17 protein-coding genes and 1 tRNA gene are annotated in these 18599 nt (G+C 72.7%); 8 read left to right on the top strand and 10 right to left on the bottom strand.

Annotation, left to right across the window (positions count from 1 at the left end):
• Positions 1–24 precede the first annotated feature (24 nt).
• Positions 25–1029 (bottom strand): Gfo/Idh/MocA family protein, encoded by a 1005-nt coding sequence (locus tag ACZ7KF_RS07885; protein WP_471070173.1) that lies wholly within the window; start codon positions 1027–1029, stop codon positions 25–27.
• Between the two features lie 32 nt (positions 1030–1061).
• On the bottom strand, positions 1062–1838 hold the full coding sequence (locus tag ACZ7KF_RS07880) for an SDR family oxidoreductase (protein WP_471070171.1): 777 nt from the start codon (positions 1836–1838) through the stop codon (positions 1062–1064).
• Positions 1839–2060: 222 nt separating this feature from the next.
• Between ACZ7KF_RS07880 and ACZ7KF_RS07875 the strand changes: the two genes are divergently transcribed.
• The gene (locus ACZ7KF_RS07875; RefSeq protein ID WP_471070169.1) at positions 2061–3083 is read left to right on the top strand and encodes a LacI family DNA-binding transcriptional regulator; all 1023 of its coding nucleotides are present in this window, start codon (positions 2061–2063) and stop codon (positions 3081–3083) included.
• Here ACZ7KF_RS07875 and ACZ7KF_RS07870 read toward each other — a convergent pair.
• A complete protein-coding gene (locus ACZ7KF_RS07870; RefSeq protein WP_471070168.1) occupies positions 3073–4224 on the bottom strand; it encodes a Gfo/Idh/MocA family protein in 1152 nt (383 codons plus the stop codon). The genes ACZ7KF_RS07875 and ACZ7KF_RS07870 overlap by 11 nt on opposite strands.
• 115 nt (positions 4225–4339) lie before the next feature.
• Between ACZ7KF_RS07870 and ACZ7KF_RS07865 the strand changes: the two genes are divergently transcribed.
• Positions 4340–5347, top strand: a complete 1008-nt coding sequence (locus tag ACZ7KF_RS07865) for a LacI family DNA-binding transcriptional regulator (protein ID WP_471070167.1) — start codon at positions 4340–4342, stop codon at positions 5345–5347.
• Here ACZ7KF_RS07865 and ACZ7KF_RS07860 read toward each other — a convergent pair.
• Positions 5337–5681, bottom strand: a complete 345-nt coding sequence (locus ACZ7KF_RS07860) for a cupin domain-containing protein (RefSeq protein ID WP_471070165.1) — start codon at positions 5679–5681, stop codon at positions 5337–5339. The two genes, ACZ7KF_RS07865 and ACZ7KF_RS07860, sit on opposite strands and share 11 nt — an antisense overlap.
• 132 nt (positions 5682–5813) lie before the next feature.
• Between ACZ7KF_RS07860 and ACZ7KF_RS07855 the strand changes: the two genes are divergently transcribed.
• Positions 5814–6329, top strand: coding sequence for a hypothetical protein (locus ACZ7KF_RS07855; protein WP_471070163.1), 516 nt, complete (start codon positions 5814–5816; stop codon positions 6327–6329).
• A gap of 30 nt (positions 6330–6359) precedes the next feature.
• Here ACZ7KF_RS07855 and ACZ7KF_RS07850 read toward each other — a convergent pair whose 3' ends face one another.
• The gene (locus ACZ7KF_RS07850) at positions 6360–6938 is read right to left on the bottom strand and encodes a TetR/AcrR family transcriptional regulator (RefSeq protein WP_471070162.1); all 579 of its coding nucleotides are present in this window, start codon (positions 6936–6938) and stop codon (positions 6360–6362) included.
• 206 nt (positions 6939–7144) lie between these two features.
• Between ACZ7KF_RS07850 and ACZ7KF_RS07845 the strand changes: the two genes are divergently transcribed.
• Together ACZ7KF_RS07845 and ACZ7KF_RS07840 are read left to right on the top strand one after the other, a co-directional pair.
• The gene (locus ACZ7KF_RS07845; protein ID WP_471070160.1) at positions 7145–8575 is read left to right on the top strand and encodes an MFS transporter; all 1431 of its coding nucleotides are present in this window, start codon (positions 7145–7147) and stop codon (positions 8573–8575) included.
• 45 nt (positions 8576–8620) lie between these two features.
• A tRNA-Pro gene (locus ACZ7KF_RS07840) sits at positions 8621–8694 on the top strand.
• Between the two features lie 1076 nt (positions 8695–9770).
• Here ACZ7KF_RS07840 and ACZ7KF_RS07835 read toward each other — a convergent pair.
• The gene (locus ACZ7KF_RS07835; protein WP_471070158.1) at positions 9771–10259 is read right to left on the bottom strand and encodes a hypothetical protein; all 489 of its coding nucleotides are present in this window, start codon (positions 10257–10259) and stop codon (positions 9771–9773) included.
• Between the two features lie 481 nt (positions 10260–10740).
• On the opposite strand from ACZ7KF_RS07835, the gene ACZ7KF_RS07830 reads away from it, so the two are divergent.
• The 3 genes from ACZ7KF_RS07830 to ACZ7KF_RS07820 are packed head-to-tail and all read left to right on the top strand — an operon-like array spanning position 10741 to position 14162.
• Entirely contained in the window at positions 10741–11109 is a 369-nt protein-coding gene (locus ACZ7KF_RS07830) for a hypothetical protein (protein WP_471070156.1), read from the top strand.
• A 52-nt stretch (positions 11110–11161) separates the two neighbouring features.
• On the top strand, positions 11162–12910 hold the full coding sequence (locus ACZ7KF_RS07825; RefSeq protein WP_471070154.1) for a sodium/solute symporter: 1749 nt from the start codon (positions 11162–11164) through the stop codon (positions 12908–12910).
• A gap of 34 nt (positions 12911–12944) precedes the next feature.
• Positions 12945–14162: a sensor histidine kinase gene (locus ACZ7KF_RS07820; RefSeq protein ID WP_471070153.1), complete on the top strand. Its 1218-nt coding sequence runs from the start codon at positions 12945–12947 to the stop codon at positions 14160–14162.
• An 84-nt stretch (positions 14163–14246) separates the two neighbouring features.
• On the opposite strand, the gene ACZ7KF_RS07815 is transcribed toward ACZ7KF_RS07820, so the two are convergent.
• The 4 genes from ACZ7KF_RS07815 to ACZ7KF_RS07800 form a co-directional block, all read right to left on the bottom strand.
• Entirely contained in the window at positions 14247–15677 is a 1431-nt protein-coding gene (locus tag ACZ7KF_RS07815) for an amino acid permease (protein ID WP_471070152.1), read from the bottom strand.
• Between the two features lie 199 nt (positions 15678–15876).
• On the bottom strand, positions 15877–16572 hold the full coding sequence (locus tag ACZ7KF_RS07810) for a GntR family transcriptional regulator (RefSeq protein WP_471070150.1): 696 nt from the start codon (positions 16570–16572) through the stop codon (positions 15877–15879).
• Between the two features lie 13 nt (positions 16573–16585).
• Positions 16586–17587 (bottom strand): proline racemase family protein, encoded by a 1002-nt coding sequence (locus tag ACZ7KF_RS07805; protein WP_471070148.1) that lies wholly within the window; start codon positions 17585–17587, stop codon positions 16586–16588.
• 11 nt (positions 17588–17598) lie between these two features.
• Complete coding sequence (locus ACZ7KF_RS07800; RefSeq protein WP_471070146.1) at positions 17599–18495, bottom strand: dihydrodipicolinate synthase family protein; 897 nt, start codon at positions 18493–18495, stop codon at positions 17599–17601.
• Positions 18496–18599: the final 104 nt, after the last annotated feature.

Here is an 18599-nt window from a genome sequence, read left to right as displayed (position 1 = left end):
GTGGCCCGGCGCCGCCGCGTGCGCTCAGCCCTCCCGCACCTCAGCGAGCGTCACCGGCCGGTGCTCGCGCAGCGACAGGGTGCAGGCCTCCGCGATCCACCCCGCCTCCAGGGCGTCCCCGACGGTGCAGGGGGAGGGCCGGGCGCCGGACACGACCTCGGTGAACGCGGTCAGCTCGGCGCGGTAGGCGGCGGTGAAGCGGTCCATGAAGAAGTCGTGCGGGACGCCGCAGGGGAAGGTCGCGCCGGGCTCCACCGAGCGCAGCGGGAGCCTGTCCTCCAGACCGACGGCGATGGAGTCGGCGAAGCCGTGCAGTTCCATGCGCACGTCGTAACCACGACCGTTGTGCCGGGAGTTCGACACCACGGCGATCGTGCCGTCGTCCAGGGTCAGGAGCGCGCCGGTGGTGTCCGCGTCGCCCGCCTCCGCGATGTAGGCGGCGCCCCGGTTGCCGCCCACCGCGTACACTTCGCCGACCTCACGGCCCGTCACCCAGCGGATGATGTCGAAGTCGTGCACGGAGCAGTCGCGGAAGATGCCGCCGGACGCGGCGACGTACGCGGCCGGGGGCGGCGCCGGGTCCAGGGTGGTGGACCGGACCGTGTGCAGTTTGCCCAGTTCACCGGCCTGAACGGCGGCCCGAGCGGCGGCGAAGCCCGCGTCGAAGCGCCGGTTGTAGCCGATCTGGATCGGCACGCCGCTGTCCCGGACGGCCTTGAGGACCGCGACGCCCTCGCTCGTCGTCCGGGCGACGGGCTTCTCGCAGAAGACCGGGACGCCGGCCTCGACACCGGCCAGGATCAGGGCGGGATGGGCGTCGGTGGCGGCGGCCACCACGATGCCGTCCACACCGGCGGCCAGCAGCGCCTCCGGCGAGTCCGCGACCTCGGCGCCGAACCGCTCGGCGGCGGCCTTGGCCGCGTCCGCGAACGGATCGGCGACGACGAGCGACTCGACGGCGTCCAGGCCGGAGAGGGTCTCGGCGTGGAAGGCGCCGATGCGGCCGAGGCCGAGGATTCCGATACGCATGGAGTGCTGCTCCCAGGGTCAGGTGCGAAGTTCTAGTCGAGGCCGCCGAGCACGTTCTGGTCCCAGTCGATCACCGAGCCGGTGACCACGCCGGACCGGTCGGACAGCAGGAGGACCACGAAGTCGGCGATTTCGTCCGGCCGGCCGAGCCTGCCCATCGGCAGCCGGGCCGCGGCCCGCTCCTGCCAGTCGTCGCCGGCGCCGTGGAAGGCGCGCTGGACGGCGTCCTCGCCCTCCGTGGCCGTCCAGCCGATGTTCAGGCCGTTGATCCGGATCCGGTCCCAGCGGTGGGCGTGCGCCGCGTTCCGGGTGAGACCCGCCAGGCCCGCCTTGGCGGCGACGTACGGCGCGAGGAACGGCTGCCCGCCGTGCGCCGACGAGGTGATGACGTTGACGATCGTGCCGGGCGCCTCGCGGGCCGTCATGTCGGCGACCGCCGCCTGCATCGCGAAGAACGGCCCCTTGAGGTTGACCGCGATGTGCGCGTCGAACAGCTCCGGCGTGGTGTCCAGAAGCGTCCCCCGCGAGGTCAGCCCGGCCGAGTTCACCAGGCAGTCGATCCGGCCGTAGGCGTCCACCACCGCGGCCACCGACGCCTTGGCCTGCTCGGCGTCCGCCAGGTCGGCGCGCACGTACCGCGCCCGGCCCCCGGCGGCCGACAGCTCCGCCACCAGCGCCTCACCCGGCTCCGGGCGTCGCCCGCTCACCGCCACGGCGGCGCCCTCGCGGACGGCGGCCCGCGCGATCGCGGCCCCCAGACCCTGGCTGCCGCCGTTGACGAGGACGACCTTGTCGTCGAGAAGTCCCATGCGTTCCTCAGCTCTCCCGGCGTTCCGCCGCCGCCCGCGGTCCGGTGCGCAACCGCCCGGGCGGCCACGCCTCGTCCCCCATCGGCGCGGCGCGGGGGCGGCCCGCCGGATCCAGGGAGCGGCCCCCGGTCACGGAAGCGGCGCGGCCCTGTCATTCTTGTCAGTACAAACCCCTCGAACAACCAGCAGCAAGCCATCAAAAACCCCTCAAGGAGACGGTCCATGGGCCACCCGTTCCCGATCCGGGAGATCGCGCGTCAGGCGGGTCTCAGCGAGGCCACCGTGGACCGGGTGCTGAACGGCAGGGGAGGGGTGCGGGAGAACACCGCGCGGGAGGTGCACCGGGCCATCGCCGATCTCGACCGGCAGCGCACCCAGGTCCGGCTGGTCGGCCGTACCTTCATGGTCGACATCGTGGCGCAGGCGCCCGAGCGGTTCACCACCGCCGTACGGGCCGCCCTGGAGGCCGAACTGCCCGCGCTGCGTCCGGCGGTCGTCCGCTCCCGCTTCCACTTCCGCGAGACCGGACCGGTCGGGGAACTGGTCCGCACGCTGGACCGGATAGCCCGGCGCGGCTCGCAGGGCGTCATCCTCAAGGCGCCGGACGTCCCCGAGATCACCGCGGCCGTCGGCCGGCTCACCGCCGCCGGTGTCCCGGTCGTCACCCTCGTCACCGACCTGCCGGCGAGCGCGCGCGTCGCCTACGTCGGCATCGACAACCGCGCGGCCGGCGCCACCGCCGCCTATCTGACGGGCCAATGGCTCGGCGACCGGCCCGGCAACGTCCTCACCAGCCTCAGCAGCGGCTTCTTCCGCAACGAGGAGGAGCGCGAGATGGGGTTCCGCGCCACCATGCGAGCCCGGCATCCGGAGCGCGCGCTGGTGGAGATCACCGAGGGGCAGGGCCTGGACGCCACGCAGTACGACCTGGTCCTCGCCGCCCTGCGCCGCGACCCGGAGATCCGCGCGGTGTACTCCATCGGCGGCGGCAACAACGCCACCCTGCGGGCGTTCGCCGATCTCGGCCGCGACTGCGCGGTGTTCGTCGCGCACGACCTGGACCACGACAACACCCGTCTGCTGCGCGAACACCGGCTGTCCGCCGTGCTCCACCACGACCTGCGGCACGATGTGCGCGAGGCATGTCAGGAGGTGATGCGCCGCCACGGCGCGCTGCCGCCCGCCGGGCCGCTGCTGCCGTCGGCCATCCAGGTGGTCACCCCGTACAACATGCCTACGGGCTGACCCATCCGCCGGTCCGGGCCGACTCCGCCATGGCGTCGAGCACGCGTGCGCTGTGCACCGCGTCCGCGAGAGTGGTGCCGTACGGCGTGCCCTCGGCGATGGACCGTACGAAGCGGTGGGCCTCGATCACCTTCAGGTCGTCGTAGCCCATCGCGTTGGCCGCGCCCGGCTGGAACGCGGCGAACTCCCCGGCGCCCGGACCGACGTACACCGTGCTCACCGGCTGGTCCTGGTACGTCGTGCCGCGGCTCACCCCGAGTTCGTTCATCCGGCGGAAGTCCCAGAACACCGCGCCCCGGGTGCCGTGCACCTCGAAGCCGTAGTTGTTCTGTTCGCCGACCGAGACCCGGCAGGCCTCCAGGACACCGCGGGCACCGGAGGCGAAGCGCAGCAGGCAGCTGACGTAGTCCTCGTTCTCGACCGGGCCCGGTGCGCCGCCCGAGGCCAGGGCGTGGCCGGCCGTCGCACCGGCCGGGCGGGCGCGCCGCGGCACGAAGATCGCGGTGTCGGCGGTGAGCGAGGCGATGTCGCCGAGCAGGAAACGGGCCAGGTCCGCACCGTGCGAGGCCAGGTCGCCGAGCACCCCGCTGCCGCCGCGCTCGCGCTCGTACCGCCAGGTCAGCGCGCCGTCCGGGTGGGCGGCGTAGTCGCTGAAGAGGCGGATCCGCACATGCGTGACCGTGCCGATCCCGCCGGAGGAGATCAGCTCCCGGGCGGCCTCCACCGCGGGCGCGTTGCGGTAGTTGAAGCCGACCGTGCCCTGCACCCCCGCCCTCGCGACCGCGTCGGCGACCGCACGGGCGTCCCCGGCGGTCAGGCCCACCGGCTTCTCGATCCAGAGGTGCTTGCCGGCCTCGGCCATCGCCACACCGATCTCCCGGTGCAGGAAGTTGGGCGCGGTGACGCTGACCGCCCGGACGCGCGGGTCGGCTGCCACCTCGCGCCAGTCGCGGGTCGCGGAGGCGAACCCGAACCGCTCGGCGGCCTCCTCCGCCCGCCCCGGCACCTCCTCGGCGACCGCGACCAGCAGGGGCCGCAGGGGGAGCCGGGGATAGTGGTGCGGCAGCCGGGCGTACGCCCGGGTGTGCACCCGGCCCATCCAGCCGAACCCGACGACGGCGACACCCAGCGCATCCACCATGACGACAGCCCCTCATTGGACCGGTCCATCTTCTGTCCCGGGTCACCTTTGTGCTGACATGGCAAGGGTGTCAAGCCTTTGACAGGACGGCACGCCGCATGGAACGGTCCATGCCATGAGACCGCCGACGATCCGCGACGTGGCCGAACGGGCCGGAGTGTCGAAGTCGCTGGTCTCCCTGGTGCTGCGCGACTCCGGCCCGGTGCGCCCGGAGAAGCGGGAGGCGGTCCTGCGGGCCGTGCGTGAACTGGGCTACCGGCCGAACGCGGCGGCCCGCAGCCTCAGCGAGCAGCGCACCCGGACCATCGGCGTCCTCCTGGACGACCTGCGCAACCCCTGGTTCGTGGACCTGCTCGACGGGCTCAACTCCCCGCTGCACGCGGCCGGACTGCACATGCTCCTGGCCGACGCCCGGCTGAACCGGCGGATGGGCCACGACCTCGCCGAACCCTTCCTCGACCTGGGCGCCGACGGCCTGGTGGTGGTCGGCACGGTCCCCGACGCGGGCGGGCTCGGCGCGCTCGCCCGGCGGATGCCGGTGGTCGTGGCGGGCGCCCGCGAGACGCAGCCGCCGGGGGTGGACGTCGTCGCCGGGGACGACGAGCAGGGCGCCCGGCTCGCCACCGAGCACCTGCTGGGGCTCGGCCACCGCCGGATCGGGCACCTCGCGGGCCAGGGCGCCGTCGGCGCACTGCGCCGACGGGGCTTCGAGGCGGCGATGCGCGAGCACGGCGCCGAGCCGCTGGTGGAACCCGGGGACCTGACCGAGGAGGGCGGCTACCGCGGCACCGTACGGCTGCTCAGCCGTGCCCAGCGGCCCACCGCGCTCTTCGCCGTCAACGACATGGCCGCGGTGGGCGCGCTCTCGGCGGCGGCGGAACTGGGCCTGCGGGTGCCCCGCGACCTGTCGGTGACCGGGTACGACAACACCAGCATCGCCCGGCTGCGGCACGTGTGGCTGACCACCGTCGACACCTCCCCGCACGAGGTGGGCCGGCGCGCCGCCCGCTGTCTGCTGGACCGCTTCGAGCGGCCGGAGGCCGAGGCGCGGGTGCGGCTGGCCGCGCCGACGCTGGAGATCCGCGGAACGACCGGGCCGCCCGGGGACGGCCTCACAGATTGATCGCGTAGGCCTTGCGCAGCGTCTCGTGCACCGTCCACGTCGTACGGTCGCCCGCGCGGAGCACCGCCATGTCGCCGGGCCCCACGGTCAGCGTCGGCCCGTCCGCCACCTCGATCGTCGCCGACCCGCTGATCACCACGAACAGCTCGTCCGCCTCGGTGTCCGTGACCACGCCCGGAGTGATCTGCCAGACCCCCCGGATCTGCCGCCCGTCCGGCGACTCCCAGACCACCTTTCCGGTGACCTCCGGGTTCCCGGAGACGATCTGCTCCGGGTCCAGGGGCTCGGGTTCGAGATCGGCGTCGGGGATGTGAAGCGCGAAGCTGTGCGTCATACGGCCGACCCTAGTCGGCCCGCGCGCCGCGCCGCCGTGGACAGTGTGTGGGGCGTCGGGCCTGGTCGAAGGACACTTCGTCGGGGGGCGCACGGAGTGGCAGCGGCGCGCGGGCCGGGTGATCGTGGGGGCATGGCTGACTCCACGGCGGTCGGCACGGCGCCGCCCCGGCACCACGACACGCGCGAGATGGTCCTCTTCGGCGGGGTGTACGGCGCCGTCCTCGCCAGCTCCTTGGTCGCGGCCCTCACCCAGTACGGGCACACGTCCGCCGAGGTCCGCGGTTACGACGCCGCCTGGGTGCTGGTGACCGCGTGCGCCTCCGCGCTCGCCCACGGCTACGCCCACTACATCGCCGAGCGCGCACCGCACCGCCGGTGGGACGTGCTCCTCGCGATGCGCAACGAGTGGCCGCTCGTCACGGCCGTGCTGCCCACCGCCTTCCTGCTCGCGGGCGCGCGCTGGGGGTGGTGGCCCGCGAAGGGTGTCGAGTACACGGCGTTCGTGCTGAACATCGTGATCCTCTTCGTGCTCGGCGTCATCACCGCCCGCTGGACGGCGCGGCGCTGGCCGGTCGCCGTCCTCATGGGGCTGGGCGACGCGACGCTGGGGCTGATCGTGGTGGTGGCGAACGCCCTCATCAAGTAGCGGCCGGACCGGGCCCCCGGACCGGCCGGTTCAGCGGGTCACGCGGACCCCGTCCAGGGCGATGGCGAGGACCCGGTCCCGCTGGGCGGTGTCCTCGAAGGACGTCGCGGTGATCCCGGCGACCAACCGCAGCAGGTCCCCGAAGTCCATGTCCGCCCGGGCGGCGCCGGCCCGCTGCGCCCGCTCCAGCAGCGGGCCGCCGGCCGCGTACATGGACTCGCGGCAGGCCCGGAAGATGTCCGACTCGCCGTTCAGGGCCTCTCGCACCGCGCGCTTGGTGACCATGTATCCGGCGAACCGGTCGAGCCAGGACGTCAGTGCCTCCCACGGCTCCCGGTCCGCGACCTCCGCGGCCGCCCGGCACAGGGCGTTGACCTCGTCCGCGTAGACGGTCTCGAACAGGTCGCGGCGGGTCGGGAAGTTCCGGTACAGCGTGCCGATGCCCACGCCGGCGCGGCGGGCGATGTCTTCCAGGGACGCCTCGGAGCCGTGCTCGGCGAACGCCTCGCGGGCGGCGGCGAGCAGGGCGTCGTAGTTGCGGGCGGCGTCCTTGCGGTGCGGCCGGCGGGTCGCCACGATCTCGCTGACGGGGAACGGCGTGGCCGTCACTGCTGCCTCCCGGGAGGGCGTCGATTGAACCGGAGGGGTACCTCCGCTACAGTGGAGGGGTACCTCCACTTTAGCAGTGCGGGGTGGCTCCGCCGTGGCCGGACGCGGCCCGCGCCGCCGGCCCCGCGCTCCCGTGGCACGACCCGTACGACCGTGCCCTCTTCACATTCGACCCTCCGCTTCCCTGATTCCGGAGAGGCTTCTTCATGTCCCGCCCGTCCAATCGCCTCACGTTCGCCGTCCTCGCGACCGGTGCCGGCGTGTTCGCCATGCTGCAGTCGCTGATCGCGCCGGCCCTGCCGACCGTCCAGCACGCCCTGCACACCTCCCAGTCCACCGCGACCTGGGTGATGACGGCCTATCTGCTGTCCGCCTCGGTCTTCACCCCGATCCTCGGTCGCGTAGGCGATCTCGCCGGCAAGAAGCGGACCCTCGTCGCCGTCCTGCTGACCGTCCTCGCGGGCTGCCTCGTCGCCGCGCTGGCCCCGAACATCGGCGTGCTCATCGTCGCCCGGGTGATCCAGGGCGTCGGCGGAGCCCTGTTCCCGCTCTCCTTCGGCATCATCCGGGACGAGTTCGCCCCGGCCCAGGTCAGCGGCAATATCAGCAACCTCTCCGCCGTCATCGCCGCCGGTGGCGGTGTCGGCATGGTGGCCGCCGGCCCGATCGTGTCCGCGCTCGACTACCGCTGGCTGTTCTGGATCCCGGTGGGGATCGTCGCCGCGACCGTCCTGATCGCCCTGCGCTACGTCCCCGAGTCGCCCAAGAGGGCCTCCGGCACGGTCAGTTGGGGCGGAGCCGTGCTGCTCTCCGGCTGGCTGGTGGCCCTGTTGCTGCCGCTGAGCCAGGCCGGGCAGTGGGGCTGGGGCTCGGCGAAGGTGCTCGGTCTGTTCGCCGCCGCCGTCGTGCTGTTCGCGGTGTGGCTGACGGCCGAGGCCCGCTCGCGCAGCCCGCTCATCGACCTGCGTGTACTCCGGTTGCCCGCGGTGTGGACGACCAACACCGCCGCCCTGCTGTTCGGCGCCGGCATGTACTCCATCTGGTCCTTTCTGCCCGGCTTCGTCCAGACACCGTCCGCGGCCGGCTACGGCTTCGGCGCCAGCGTGACCGCCTCCGGCCTGCTCATGCTGCCGATGCTCGTCGCGATGTTCCTCTCCGGCGTCCTGTCGGGCCGTCTGGAACCCCGTGTCGGGGCCAAGGCGCTGCTCACCGCCGGCGCCGCCCTCGGGGCGCTGGCCTGCGGATTCCTCACCCTCTGGCATGACGCGCAGTGGCAGATCGCCGTCGTCGCCGGTCTGTTCGGCCTCGGCATCGGGCTAGCCTTCGCCTCGATGGCCAACCTCATCGTGGGCAGTGTGCCGCCCGAGCAGACCGGCGCCGCGACCGGCATGAACGCCAACATCCGCACCATCGGCGGCTCCATCGGCGCCGCTCTCACCAGCGTCCTGGTCACCGGGCGGCTCCAGCCCTCGGGCCTGCCCCACGCCTCCGGCTACACCCACGGCTGGGCCCTGCTCGCCCTGCTCTGCCTGGCCGCGGCGGGCGCCGCGCTCCTCGTCCCGGTCCGCCGCCCCGCCCACCTCGCCGAACCGGCCGCCGTGCCGGGAACGACACGGGCACCCGCGCGGGTGCGGTAGGGTTGACCTGCGTGATCACGCGGAACACCGCGCGTGAGACCGCGGCGGGACGTGGCGCAGCTTGGTAGCGCACTTGACTGGGGGTCAAGGGGTCGCAGGTTCAAATCCTGTCGTCCCGACTTTGCGAAGTCGCAGGTCAGAGGCTGTATCGGAGCGATCCGAAACAGCCTCTTACTCTTTTCTGTGACCACCTGGGAACCAGTGCCCTCGAGTGGGTCGAAGCGCAGTACATGAAGGATGATCTCGGCCCCTCGGGGGTGGCTGGTCGTCCTGGGTGACCCGGGATGCGCGCGGGTCGGAGAGCGTCCGGGCCGTGCCGACCTGGCCTCCACCGACGGAAAGCGGTCGATCCGGCCGCGTTGTCCAGGCGAAGCGACAACGCACGAGAGGGAACACTCCTCGACGGGCACATCTGCTCACTACGACACATGAGATACGACAACAGGATCGTGCACATCCTGGCCACCGAATCCCGGAGACTCCGCCTCCTGACCTTCCCTTTCGAAGACTCCGAGCGGATGCGGCCATGATGTCCCGGACGGCACCGGTGGACGCGTCGTGCACTTACTCATTCTGAACGGTCCGGTTCTCGCCGCGGACTTCGTCTCGCTCGAAGAACCCCTCCTGCACTCCCTTCACTACTCCTACAGGGCCAGACTGACAGAAGCACAGGCAACGACCGTGCAGGTTGCCTATGCCAGTCGGGGCGAGCTGGGAAGGGTGCTCCCCAGGCGATTCCAGGCTCTTACACCGGACGCCGTGACCGGCGAGGACGAGGGTTACCTGCTCGAGGGCGCAGCGGGACGGCCGTTGGCGAGTATGTACGTCGTGAACGCCCCGTCACACGTCAGGCATCTCGAAGCCTGTTACACGATGCTGAGCCAAGCACAGCTCAATGAGTGGCGTGATCCGCCGGAGGCCCCGGCCGATGTGCTGCGAGAGAGTCATCGGAATCCTCAGCGGGGACGACGGTTTTGCCTATGCCACGCACCAGGCGCTGTACGCGATGTGACAGGCGCGCCGGCCTTCGGGTGCTGTGGGGCGCTGCGCCAGAACGCCACGCCATGACCCGCATGGACAGTCTTCCGCGTCTCGCGCCGCCCGGCCCCGTGCCCCTGCCGTCCATGGCGGAGAGCGCGCAGCGCGCCTACACCCTCCCACAGGATGGCCGGTGCCATCGCGCGGAGTGCCTCTGTCAACGGGTGGGGCGTAGGACGGCTGTGTAATTCTCGCCGCCATACAGGGACTCGTAGCGGATCTCGAGGGTGAGCCGCCGATTGATCAGGGCCTCGATGTCGGTGTGATGCTGCGGGTCGTAGCTCGCGACACTCAACAAGTACTGTTCATAGTCGGTGGCGATGACCTCTCCCTGGTTGAAGGTCACAGCGGATGGGCGCACCGACAGGCGGTCGCGGACACGGTCGACACCGGGTGCGTTCCAGGAGCCGATCACTTCGTCGTCGACGGTGAGCGTGCTGTCGACGATGACCGCCGGTCCGAGTCCGGAGTTGATGAGCCGGATCCCCGCTCTGCCTCCCGGCGGCCAACCGCGGTGTAGCTGGAGTATCGGGCGCACCGAGTGGCGGTTGTGTTGTCGCATGGCGTGCGTCTGGTAGACCGAGACGACCAGCGACGCGACAGCAATCACGACCGCGCATATCGCGGTGACGGTCTCCGCGTCCATCCCATCCCCCTGGTGGAGTCTCCTCGCTCGGACAGTATCCGAACCGATCATCGTCTCCCAGCCCGACCTTCACCGGTTGGTCAGATCACGGGGGGCGTCGCCGTGGGCCGTGTCGGATGAACTGTGGGAGCGGATCGAACCGCTGTTGCCGAGGAGGCAGCGGCACCTCTGAGCCCGGAAAGGGGGAGCGGCGGGGTGTCGCAGTCGGCGGCCGGCCACCGCCGTCCCGCCGAGTTCCTGGTCACGTTCTCGCTGGGGGCCGCGGCGACCTGCGTCTTCCGGTCCTCGCCCGCTCCTTCCCCCGGCCGGGGTTCACCCGCCGAGGACCGATGCGGTCCGTGTACGGGGGACTGACGCCCCGCACCGTCCTCACCTTGTGCAACGGAGCGCCGTGCCGCCCGGATCCGGACGCTGTCCCTTTGGTTCACTGATGCGTACACTCCACTGCGAAGTGTGATCTTCGCGGGCCGGAGGACGCGGTATGGGTGCACCTGGGACTCCTCGACGTGAAGTGGTCACGGGGACTCCGCGGGCCTCCCGCGCGGCCCGCGGCACCGCCCGGGCGCACGAGAACGTCTCCCCGGCCGACTCCCTCGCCCTCCGGTCCCTGATGCGCCGTCAACTCAGGCTCAGTGCGACGACCTTCGGCCTGCTCGTCGCCCTCGTCGGGCTGCTGCCCCTCGTCTTCGCGGCGCTGCCCGACCCGGCGACCTGGCCGGGCAGCGCCCTCGTCGTCTGGGCCGTCCTCGGTGTCGGCGTGTACCCCGCGCTCGTCGTTCTCGGCCGCTGGTACGTCGTACGCGCCGAACGCATCGAGCGGGACACCGCGCACCTCGCCGAAAGGTCCTGACGGTGACCGGCGTTCGGCCGCGCGGAACCGGCCGCGCCCCGGGGGCCGCCGGGTGAACCAGACGTACGGCATCGTGGCCGTGTCAGCGGCGGTCGTCACGACCCTGGTGATCGGTGCGACGGGGCTGCGCATCTCCCGCACCACCTCCGACTTCTACGTCGCCTCCCGCACCGTTCCGCCGTACCTCAACGCCATGGCCATCAGCGGCGAGTACCTCTCGGCGGCCTCCTTCCTCGGCATCGCCGGACTCGTCGCCGCCCAGGGCGTGGAGATGCTCTGGTTCCCCGTCGGCTACGCCGCCGGCTATCTGGTCCTGCTCGCGTTCGTCGCCGCCCCGCTGCGCCGCTCCGGGGCCTACACGCTGCCCGACTTCGCCGAGTCACGGCTTCGGTCGAGGGCCGCCCGGCGCGTCGCCAGCGTGCTCGTCGTCGGCGTCGGCTGGCTCTATCTGCTGCCCCAGCTCCAGGGCGCGGGCCTCACCCTCGGCCTGGTCACCGGCGCACCGCGCTGGCTCGGCGGCGTGCTCGTCGCCGTCGTCGTCGCCCTGGCGGTCGCGGCCGGCGGCATGCGCAGCATCACCTTCGTCCAGGCCTTCCAGTACTGCCTGAAGTTGACCGCGCTCCTCGTGCCCGCGGTCTTCCTGCTCGTCGCCTGGCACGGAGACCCGCGTCCCGCCGACGCCCTGGACGAGCCGCCCAGCTTCCGCCGGCACACCCAGGTCACCGTCGAGAGCACCGTACGCATCAGGATCGACGCGCCGCTGCGGGCCGTCGCGACCGGTGCCGTGGACGGCAGGGGCTACGACAACGGCCGGCTGGAGCTGGACCCCGGAGTGCACGAGGTCCGGGCCGGCACGACGCTCCGGTTCCCGCCGCGCGCCCCGGTGCCCGTGCGCGAGAGCGACGCCGGCCGCGGCGCCTCCAGCTGGGCGGCACCCCTCTCGGGCGGCAAGGACGATCACCCGCTGTACACGACGTACGGGCTGATCTGCGCCACCTTCCTCGGCACCATGGGCCTGCCCCATGTGCTCGTCCGCTTCTACACCAACCCGGACGGCCGCGCCGCCCGGCGCACCACCGTCATCGTGCTCGCCCTGGTCGGCGCCTTCTACCTGCTGCCACCCCTCTACGGCCTGCTCGGCCGGCTCTACGCCCCCGACCTGCTGCTCACCGGCAACACGGACGCGGCCGTCCTCGTCCTGCCGGAACGGCTCGTCGGCGGCGCCGGCGGCGATCTCCTCGGCGCCCTGATCGCCGCCGGCGCCTGTGCCGCCTTCCTGTCCACCGCCTCCGGGCTCACCCTGTCCGTCGCGGGCGTGCTCAGCCAGGACGTGCTGCCCACGCTCGGCGTCCGCCGCTTCCGGCTGGCCACGCTCCTGGCGGTCGCCGTGCCCGTCACGGTCGGCGTGGCCGCCAGCAAACTTCCCGTCGCCAACGCCGTGGGACTCGCCTTCGCGGTGGCCGCCTCCTCCTTCTGCCCGCTGCTGGTGCTCGGCATCTGGTGGCGCGGACTCACCGCGCCCGGCGCGATCGCGGGGCTCCTCACCGGCGGCGGCAGCGCCCTCACCGCGGTCGCGCTGACCATCGCGGGACCCCTGAGCGACGGCTGGACGCACACCCTGCTCGCCTGGCCGGCGGTGTGGACCGTACCGCTCGGCTTCCTGACCATGATCCTGGTCTCCTTGGCCACCCGGGATCGGATCCCGGCCGGCACCGAGGCCGCCATGGCCCGCCTCCATCTGCCCGAACGTCCGGCAGTCCGGGGCGCGCCCACCACCCGCCGAGGAGTGACGACCCCATGACGATCCGCCGGCCCGCCGCCGACCCGGCCCGCGCATGAGCGGGCTCGCTCTCCTCGCCGTGGCGGCCCCCGTGCTGTTCGCGGCGGGCCTCGCGGCGGGACGGCTGCCGCTCCGCCGGGCCGCCCGGCTCGGAACGGGCCCCGGCACCCCCGTGGAACGCGCCACCTTCCACACCCTGCACACCGCGTCCGTGGCCGCGCCCCCGCTGCGCGCCGGACTCACCGAGGACGCGGCCCGCAAGGCGGTACGACGGCTCCGGCCGCTGTTCGGCACGGCCGCGCTCGGCCTCACCGCCGAGGACCGGCTGCTGGCCTGGGACGGGCCGGGCCGGCACCACGCGGACGCGGCCCTCGACCGGGTCCGCCAGGTGCTGGACACCGGCCGCAGCCGGACCTTCGCCGTGGGCTGTCCGGACCCGGAGTGCCCCGTGCGCTGGGGCGCCGTCGCCCCGCTCACCGTCGACGAGCGCGTGCTCGGCGCCCTCGTGGTGCTCGGCGTCCGGGAGTCGGCGTCCGCGGTGCGGGCCACCGAGGAGGTGGCGCGCTGGGTCTCCGTGCAGCTCGAACTCGCCGATCTCGACCGGGCCCGCACGGGACTGATCGAGGCGGAGATCCGGGCGCTGCGCGCGCAGATCTCCCCGCACTTCATCTACAACAGCCTGGCGGCGATCGCCTCCTTCGTCCGCACCGATCCCGAGCGGGCGCGGGAACTGCTGCTGGAGTTCGCCGACTTCACCCGGTACTCGTTCCGCCGGCACGGCGAGTTCACCACCCTGGCCGAGGAACTGCGGTCCGTCGAGCAGTTCCTGGAGCTGGTCCGCGCCCGGTTCGGGCAGCGGCTGCAGGTGACGCTGCAGATCGCCCCCGAGGTGCTGGCGGTGGCGGTTCCCTTCCTGTGCCTTCAGCCGCTGGTGGAGAACGCGGTCAAGCACGGACTGGAGGAGAGCGTCGAGCGCAGCCGTATCACCATCGCCGCACAGGACGAGGGGGCGACGGCCCGTATCGTCATCGAGGACAACGGGGTCGGCATGGAGCCGGACCGGCTCCGCCGGATCCTGCGCGGCGAGGACGGTCCCGCGACGGGCATCGGGCTGCGCAACGTGGACGAGCGGATGCGGCAGGTCTACGGCGACGACCACGGTCTGGTGATCGAGACCGGCGTCGGGGCCGGCATGAAGATCACCGTCCGTGTCCCCAAGTACCGGCCCGGAGTGCACGGCACGCCCCCGCGCACGGCGTCCGGGAGCCCTTGACGGGCAGCACCGGCCGGACTGGGCCGCACCCGGTGCGCCCCGGGCCGTACGCGGGTCACACCCCGTGCGCCCCGGGTCGCCGCATCACGGCATGTCGGTCGCCGATGCCGGCTTCCGCTGCCGCCGCGCCGCCATCACCGCGTAGACGATGATCCCGGCGAAGAGGAACAGCACGCCCTGGTAGACCGCCGCGTAACCGGCGCCGGCCATCAGCCAGAGCGAGAAGGCGGCGGCCACCGCGGTGATCACGGAGTCCCGCACCAGGCGTGCCCGGTCGACCGTCTCGGCCCGGCCGGACACGAGGTGGAAGATCTGCGCGGCGGCGGCCAGCAGGTACGGCACGGTGGCGGTGAACGTGGTCACGAGGACCAGGACCTCGAAGACCTTGCCCGAGCCCGAGACGTAGTTGTAGGCGGTGAGCAGGGAGGCGAGGACGACCGTCACGCCGACCCCGACCGTGGGCACACCCCGCCGGCGGCGCGCGAAGGCGCTCGGGAACAGGCCGTCGCGCGCCGCCGCGTACGGCGTCTGGGCGCTCAGCAGGGTCCAGCCGTTGAGGCAGCCGGTCATCGACACGAGAGCGGCGAGCGCCACCGCCGTACCGCCCCAAGCACCGCCGAACATCGTGTTCACGGCGTCCGAGAACGGCGCGGTGGAGGTCACCAGCCGGTCGTGCGCGACCGTGCCGAACACGGACAGCGTGCCCAGCAGGTACACCAGCGCGGCACCGGCGGTGCCGATGACGGTGGCCCGTCCCACGTTGCGGCGGGCGTTCTCGACCTCGCCGGCGCTGACGGCGGCGGACTCCACCCCGAGGTAGGAGAAGAGCAGCAGGGCGGCGGAGGCGGACACCGCGCCGATCGCGCTGTGGCCGCCGGCGTTGAACGGTCCGAGCCGGTCGGGGTCGAAGAAGAACAGCCCGCCGACCGCGACCAGCAGCAGCGGTACGAACTTCAGCACCGTGGACACCAGCTGGACGGCGCCCACGTACCGGGTGCCGGCGAAGTTGGCCAGGGCGGGCAGCCACTGCAGGGCCAGCGCGGCCAGACAGGCGGACCAGCGGTGATCGTTCACCGGGATCAGCACGTCCAGGTACCCGACGGCGGCGACGGCGAGCGCGGCGTTCGACACCCAGGTGGTGATCCAGTACGACCAGGCCGCGAGGAAGCCGGCGAAGTCGCCGAACGCCTCGCGGGCGTAGACGTAGGGGCCGCCGGTGCGCGGGTCCCGGGCGGCGAGCCGGCCGAAGACCAGGGCGAGCGCGATGGCACCGACGGTCAGCACACCGAAGGCGACCAGGCTGACCGTGCCGTAGGGGGCGATGGAGGCGGGGAGCAGGAAGATGCCGCCGCCGATGATGTTGCCCATGACCAGCGCGGTGGCGACGGGCAGGCCGAACCGGCGGGCATGCCTGCCGGAGTCGCCGTGCGGGTCCTCGACAGGAGGGGTGGGCGTCTCCGCGGGGATCTCCGCGGGGGCCGGAGCCGGCTGCGGGACGGTTCCGGTGCTGTGCATGGGTGGTGCGCCTCTCATGGAACTGACGTGCCCGGGATCACCGGGACGGGGCCCATGGTCGGGGATGCGTCGATCTGACGCAAAATCGCCGTTCGTTGTCCCGTACAAGGCCCTTGATCACGCAAAAAGCCCCGTCCCGCGACCCCTGTGCCGCCAGATGTGCGGCGCTGTCCGGGGTGGCGCGCAGTGCCGGACGCGGTCAGTCCGGCGACGCCCACAGGCTGCGCACATGCCCCAGATGCCGGGTCATGATCGCGTGCACGGCCTTGCCGTCCCGCTCCAGCAGGGCGTCCAGCAGCTCCAGGTGCTCCTCGGCGGAGGCCAGCAGCCGGCCCGCCTCCACCAGCGCGGTCAGGCCGTACAGACGGGAGCGTTTGCGCAGGTCGGCCACGACCTCGACCAGATGGGCATTGCCCGCGAGAGCCAGCAGACCCAGGTGGAAGCGGGTGTCGGCCTCGACGTAGGCGATCAGGTCACCCGCCACCGCGGCGGTGACGATCTCCCGGGCCGCCGGGCGCAGCGCCTCCAGCGAGACCCGGTCGGCCGTGCGGGCCAGGTCCACCACCGTGGGTATCTCGATGAGCGCCCGGACGTGCGTGTACTCGTCCAGCTGCCTGTCGGAGACGGCGGTGACCCGGAAGCCCTTGTTCGGCACGGTGTCGACCAGCCCCTCCTTGGCCAGGTCGAGCATCGCCTCCCGCACCGGCGTCGCCGAGACGCCGAACCGGGCGGCCAGGGAGGGGGCCGAGTAGACCTCGCCCGGTCGCAGCTCGCCCGCGATCAGGGCGGCGCGCAGGGCGTCCGCGACCCGCTCGCGGTAGCTGCTGCGCCGGCCGCCGAGCCGGGGCAGCGCGGGCATCTCCGCCCCCGGCGTGTTCTGTGCCATGTCACGCATCACCGGGGTGAGTCTAGAGGACGAATCCTTCCGGGAACGGATCGGTGGGGTCCAGCAGATACTGCGCCGTCCCGGTGATCCACGCGCGGCCGGTGAAGCTGGGCAGCACGGCGGGTACCCCCGCGACCTCCGCCGTCCCCAGCAGCCGCCCGGAGAAGCGGGTGCCGATGAACGACTCGTTCACGAACTCGGTGCGCAACGGCAGTTCACCGCGCGCGTGCAGCTGCGCCATGCGCGCGCACGTCCCCGTACCGCACGGGGAGCGGTCGAACCAGCCCGGGTGGATGACCATCGCGTGGCGGGAACGCCGGGCCGTGGCGCCGGGAGCGTGGAGGTGGACGTGGTGGCAGCCGCGGATCGACGGATCCTCGGGATGCACCGGCTCCTCCTGCTCGTTGATCGCGCGCATCAGCGACAGGCCCGCCGCCAGGATGTCGTCCTTGCGGGCACGGTCGAAGGGCAGCCCGAACGCGTCGAGCGGCAGGATCGCGTAGAAGTTGCCGCCGTAGGCGAGGTCGTAGGTGACGGTCCGGCCGTCGGGCAGGGTGATCGTGCGGTCCAGGCCGACGGCGAACGAGGGGACGTTCCGCAGCGTCACGTGCCGGGCGGCGCCGTTCTCCACCGCGACCTCGGCGACCACCACCCCCGCCGGGGTGTCGAGCCGGATGGTGGTCACCGGCTCCACGACCTCCACCATCCCGGTCTCGACCAGCACGGTGGCCACACCGATCGTGCCGTGCCCGCACATCGGCAGACAGCCGGAGACCTCGACGTAGAGCACCCCCCAGTCGCAGTCGGGGCGGGTCGGCGGCTGGAGGATCGCGCCGCTCATCGCGGCGTGGCCGCGCGGCTCGTTCATCAGCAGCCCCCGGACGTGGTCCCGGTGCGCCCGGAAGTGCAGCCGCCGCTCGTTCATGGTCGCGCCGGGGACGGTGCCGACCCCGCCGGTGATCACCCGGGTCGGCATGCCCTCGGTGTGCGAGTCGACGGCGTGCAGGACGAGCTTGCTGCGCATGGTGCGGCTCCCTACGCCAGGCCCGCGGCGACGGCCTTCTCGGTGGCCGCGCGGACCGCGGCCTCCTGCTCCGGCGGCAGGGGGACGCGCGGCGGGCGCACCGGGCCGCCGTAGCGGCCGACGACGTCCATGGAGAGCTTGATCGCCTGGACGAACTCCACCTGGGAGTCCCAGCGCAGCAGCGGGTGCAGCTGCCGGTACAGGGGGAGCGCGGTGCCGAGGTCACCGGCCACCGCGGCGCGGTACAGCTCCGCCGAGGCGCGGGGGAGCGCGTTGGGGTAGCCGGCCACCCAGCCCTTGGCGCCGGCCACCGCCAGCTCCAGCAGGACGTCGTCGGCGCCGATCAGCAGGTCCAGCTCCGGGGCGAGTTCGGCGATGCGGTAGGCGCGGCGGACGTCTCCGGAGAACTCCTTCACGGCGTGCACGAGCCCCTCGCCGTGCAGCCGGGCGAGGAGTTCGGGCACCAGGTCGACCTTGGTGTCGATCGGGTTGTTGTACGCCACCACCGGCAGGCCCGCCTTCGCCACCTCCGCGTAGTGGGCGAGGACGGACCGTTCGTCGGCGCGGTAGGCGTTGGGCGGCAGCAGCATCACCGACGCGCAGCCGGCCTCGGCCGCCTGCTCCGCCCAGCGGCGGGCCTCGGCGGAGCCGTACGCGGCGACACCCGGCATCACCCGCGCCCCGCCGATCGCGGCCACGGCGGTCTCCACCACCCGGGCGCGCTCCTCGGGGGTGAGCACCTGGTACTCGCCGAGCGAGCCGTTGGGCACGACGCCGTCGCAGCCGTTCGCGACGAGCCAGGAGCAGTGTTCGGCGTAGCGGTCGTGGTCGACGGAGAGGTCCGCGCGCAGCGGGAGGGCGGTGGCGACGAGGATGCCGCGCCAGGGACGGTTCTGCGGGTCGGTCATGGTGCCCCCATCAATGGAGTGTGACATATCACTGACTGACTGACTGACTGACTGACTGGACTGGATTGGACTGGGCCGGGCCGGGCCGGCTGACCGGTTCGGCG

It is taken from the genome of Streptomyces sp. NPDC038200 (assembly GCF_055600785.1).
The sequence above is the reverse complement of the archived record's forward strand: the minus strand, read 5'-3'. Positions and strand labels throughout refer to the sequence as shown.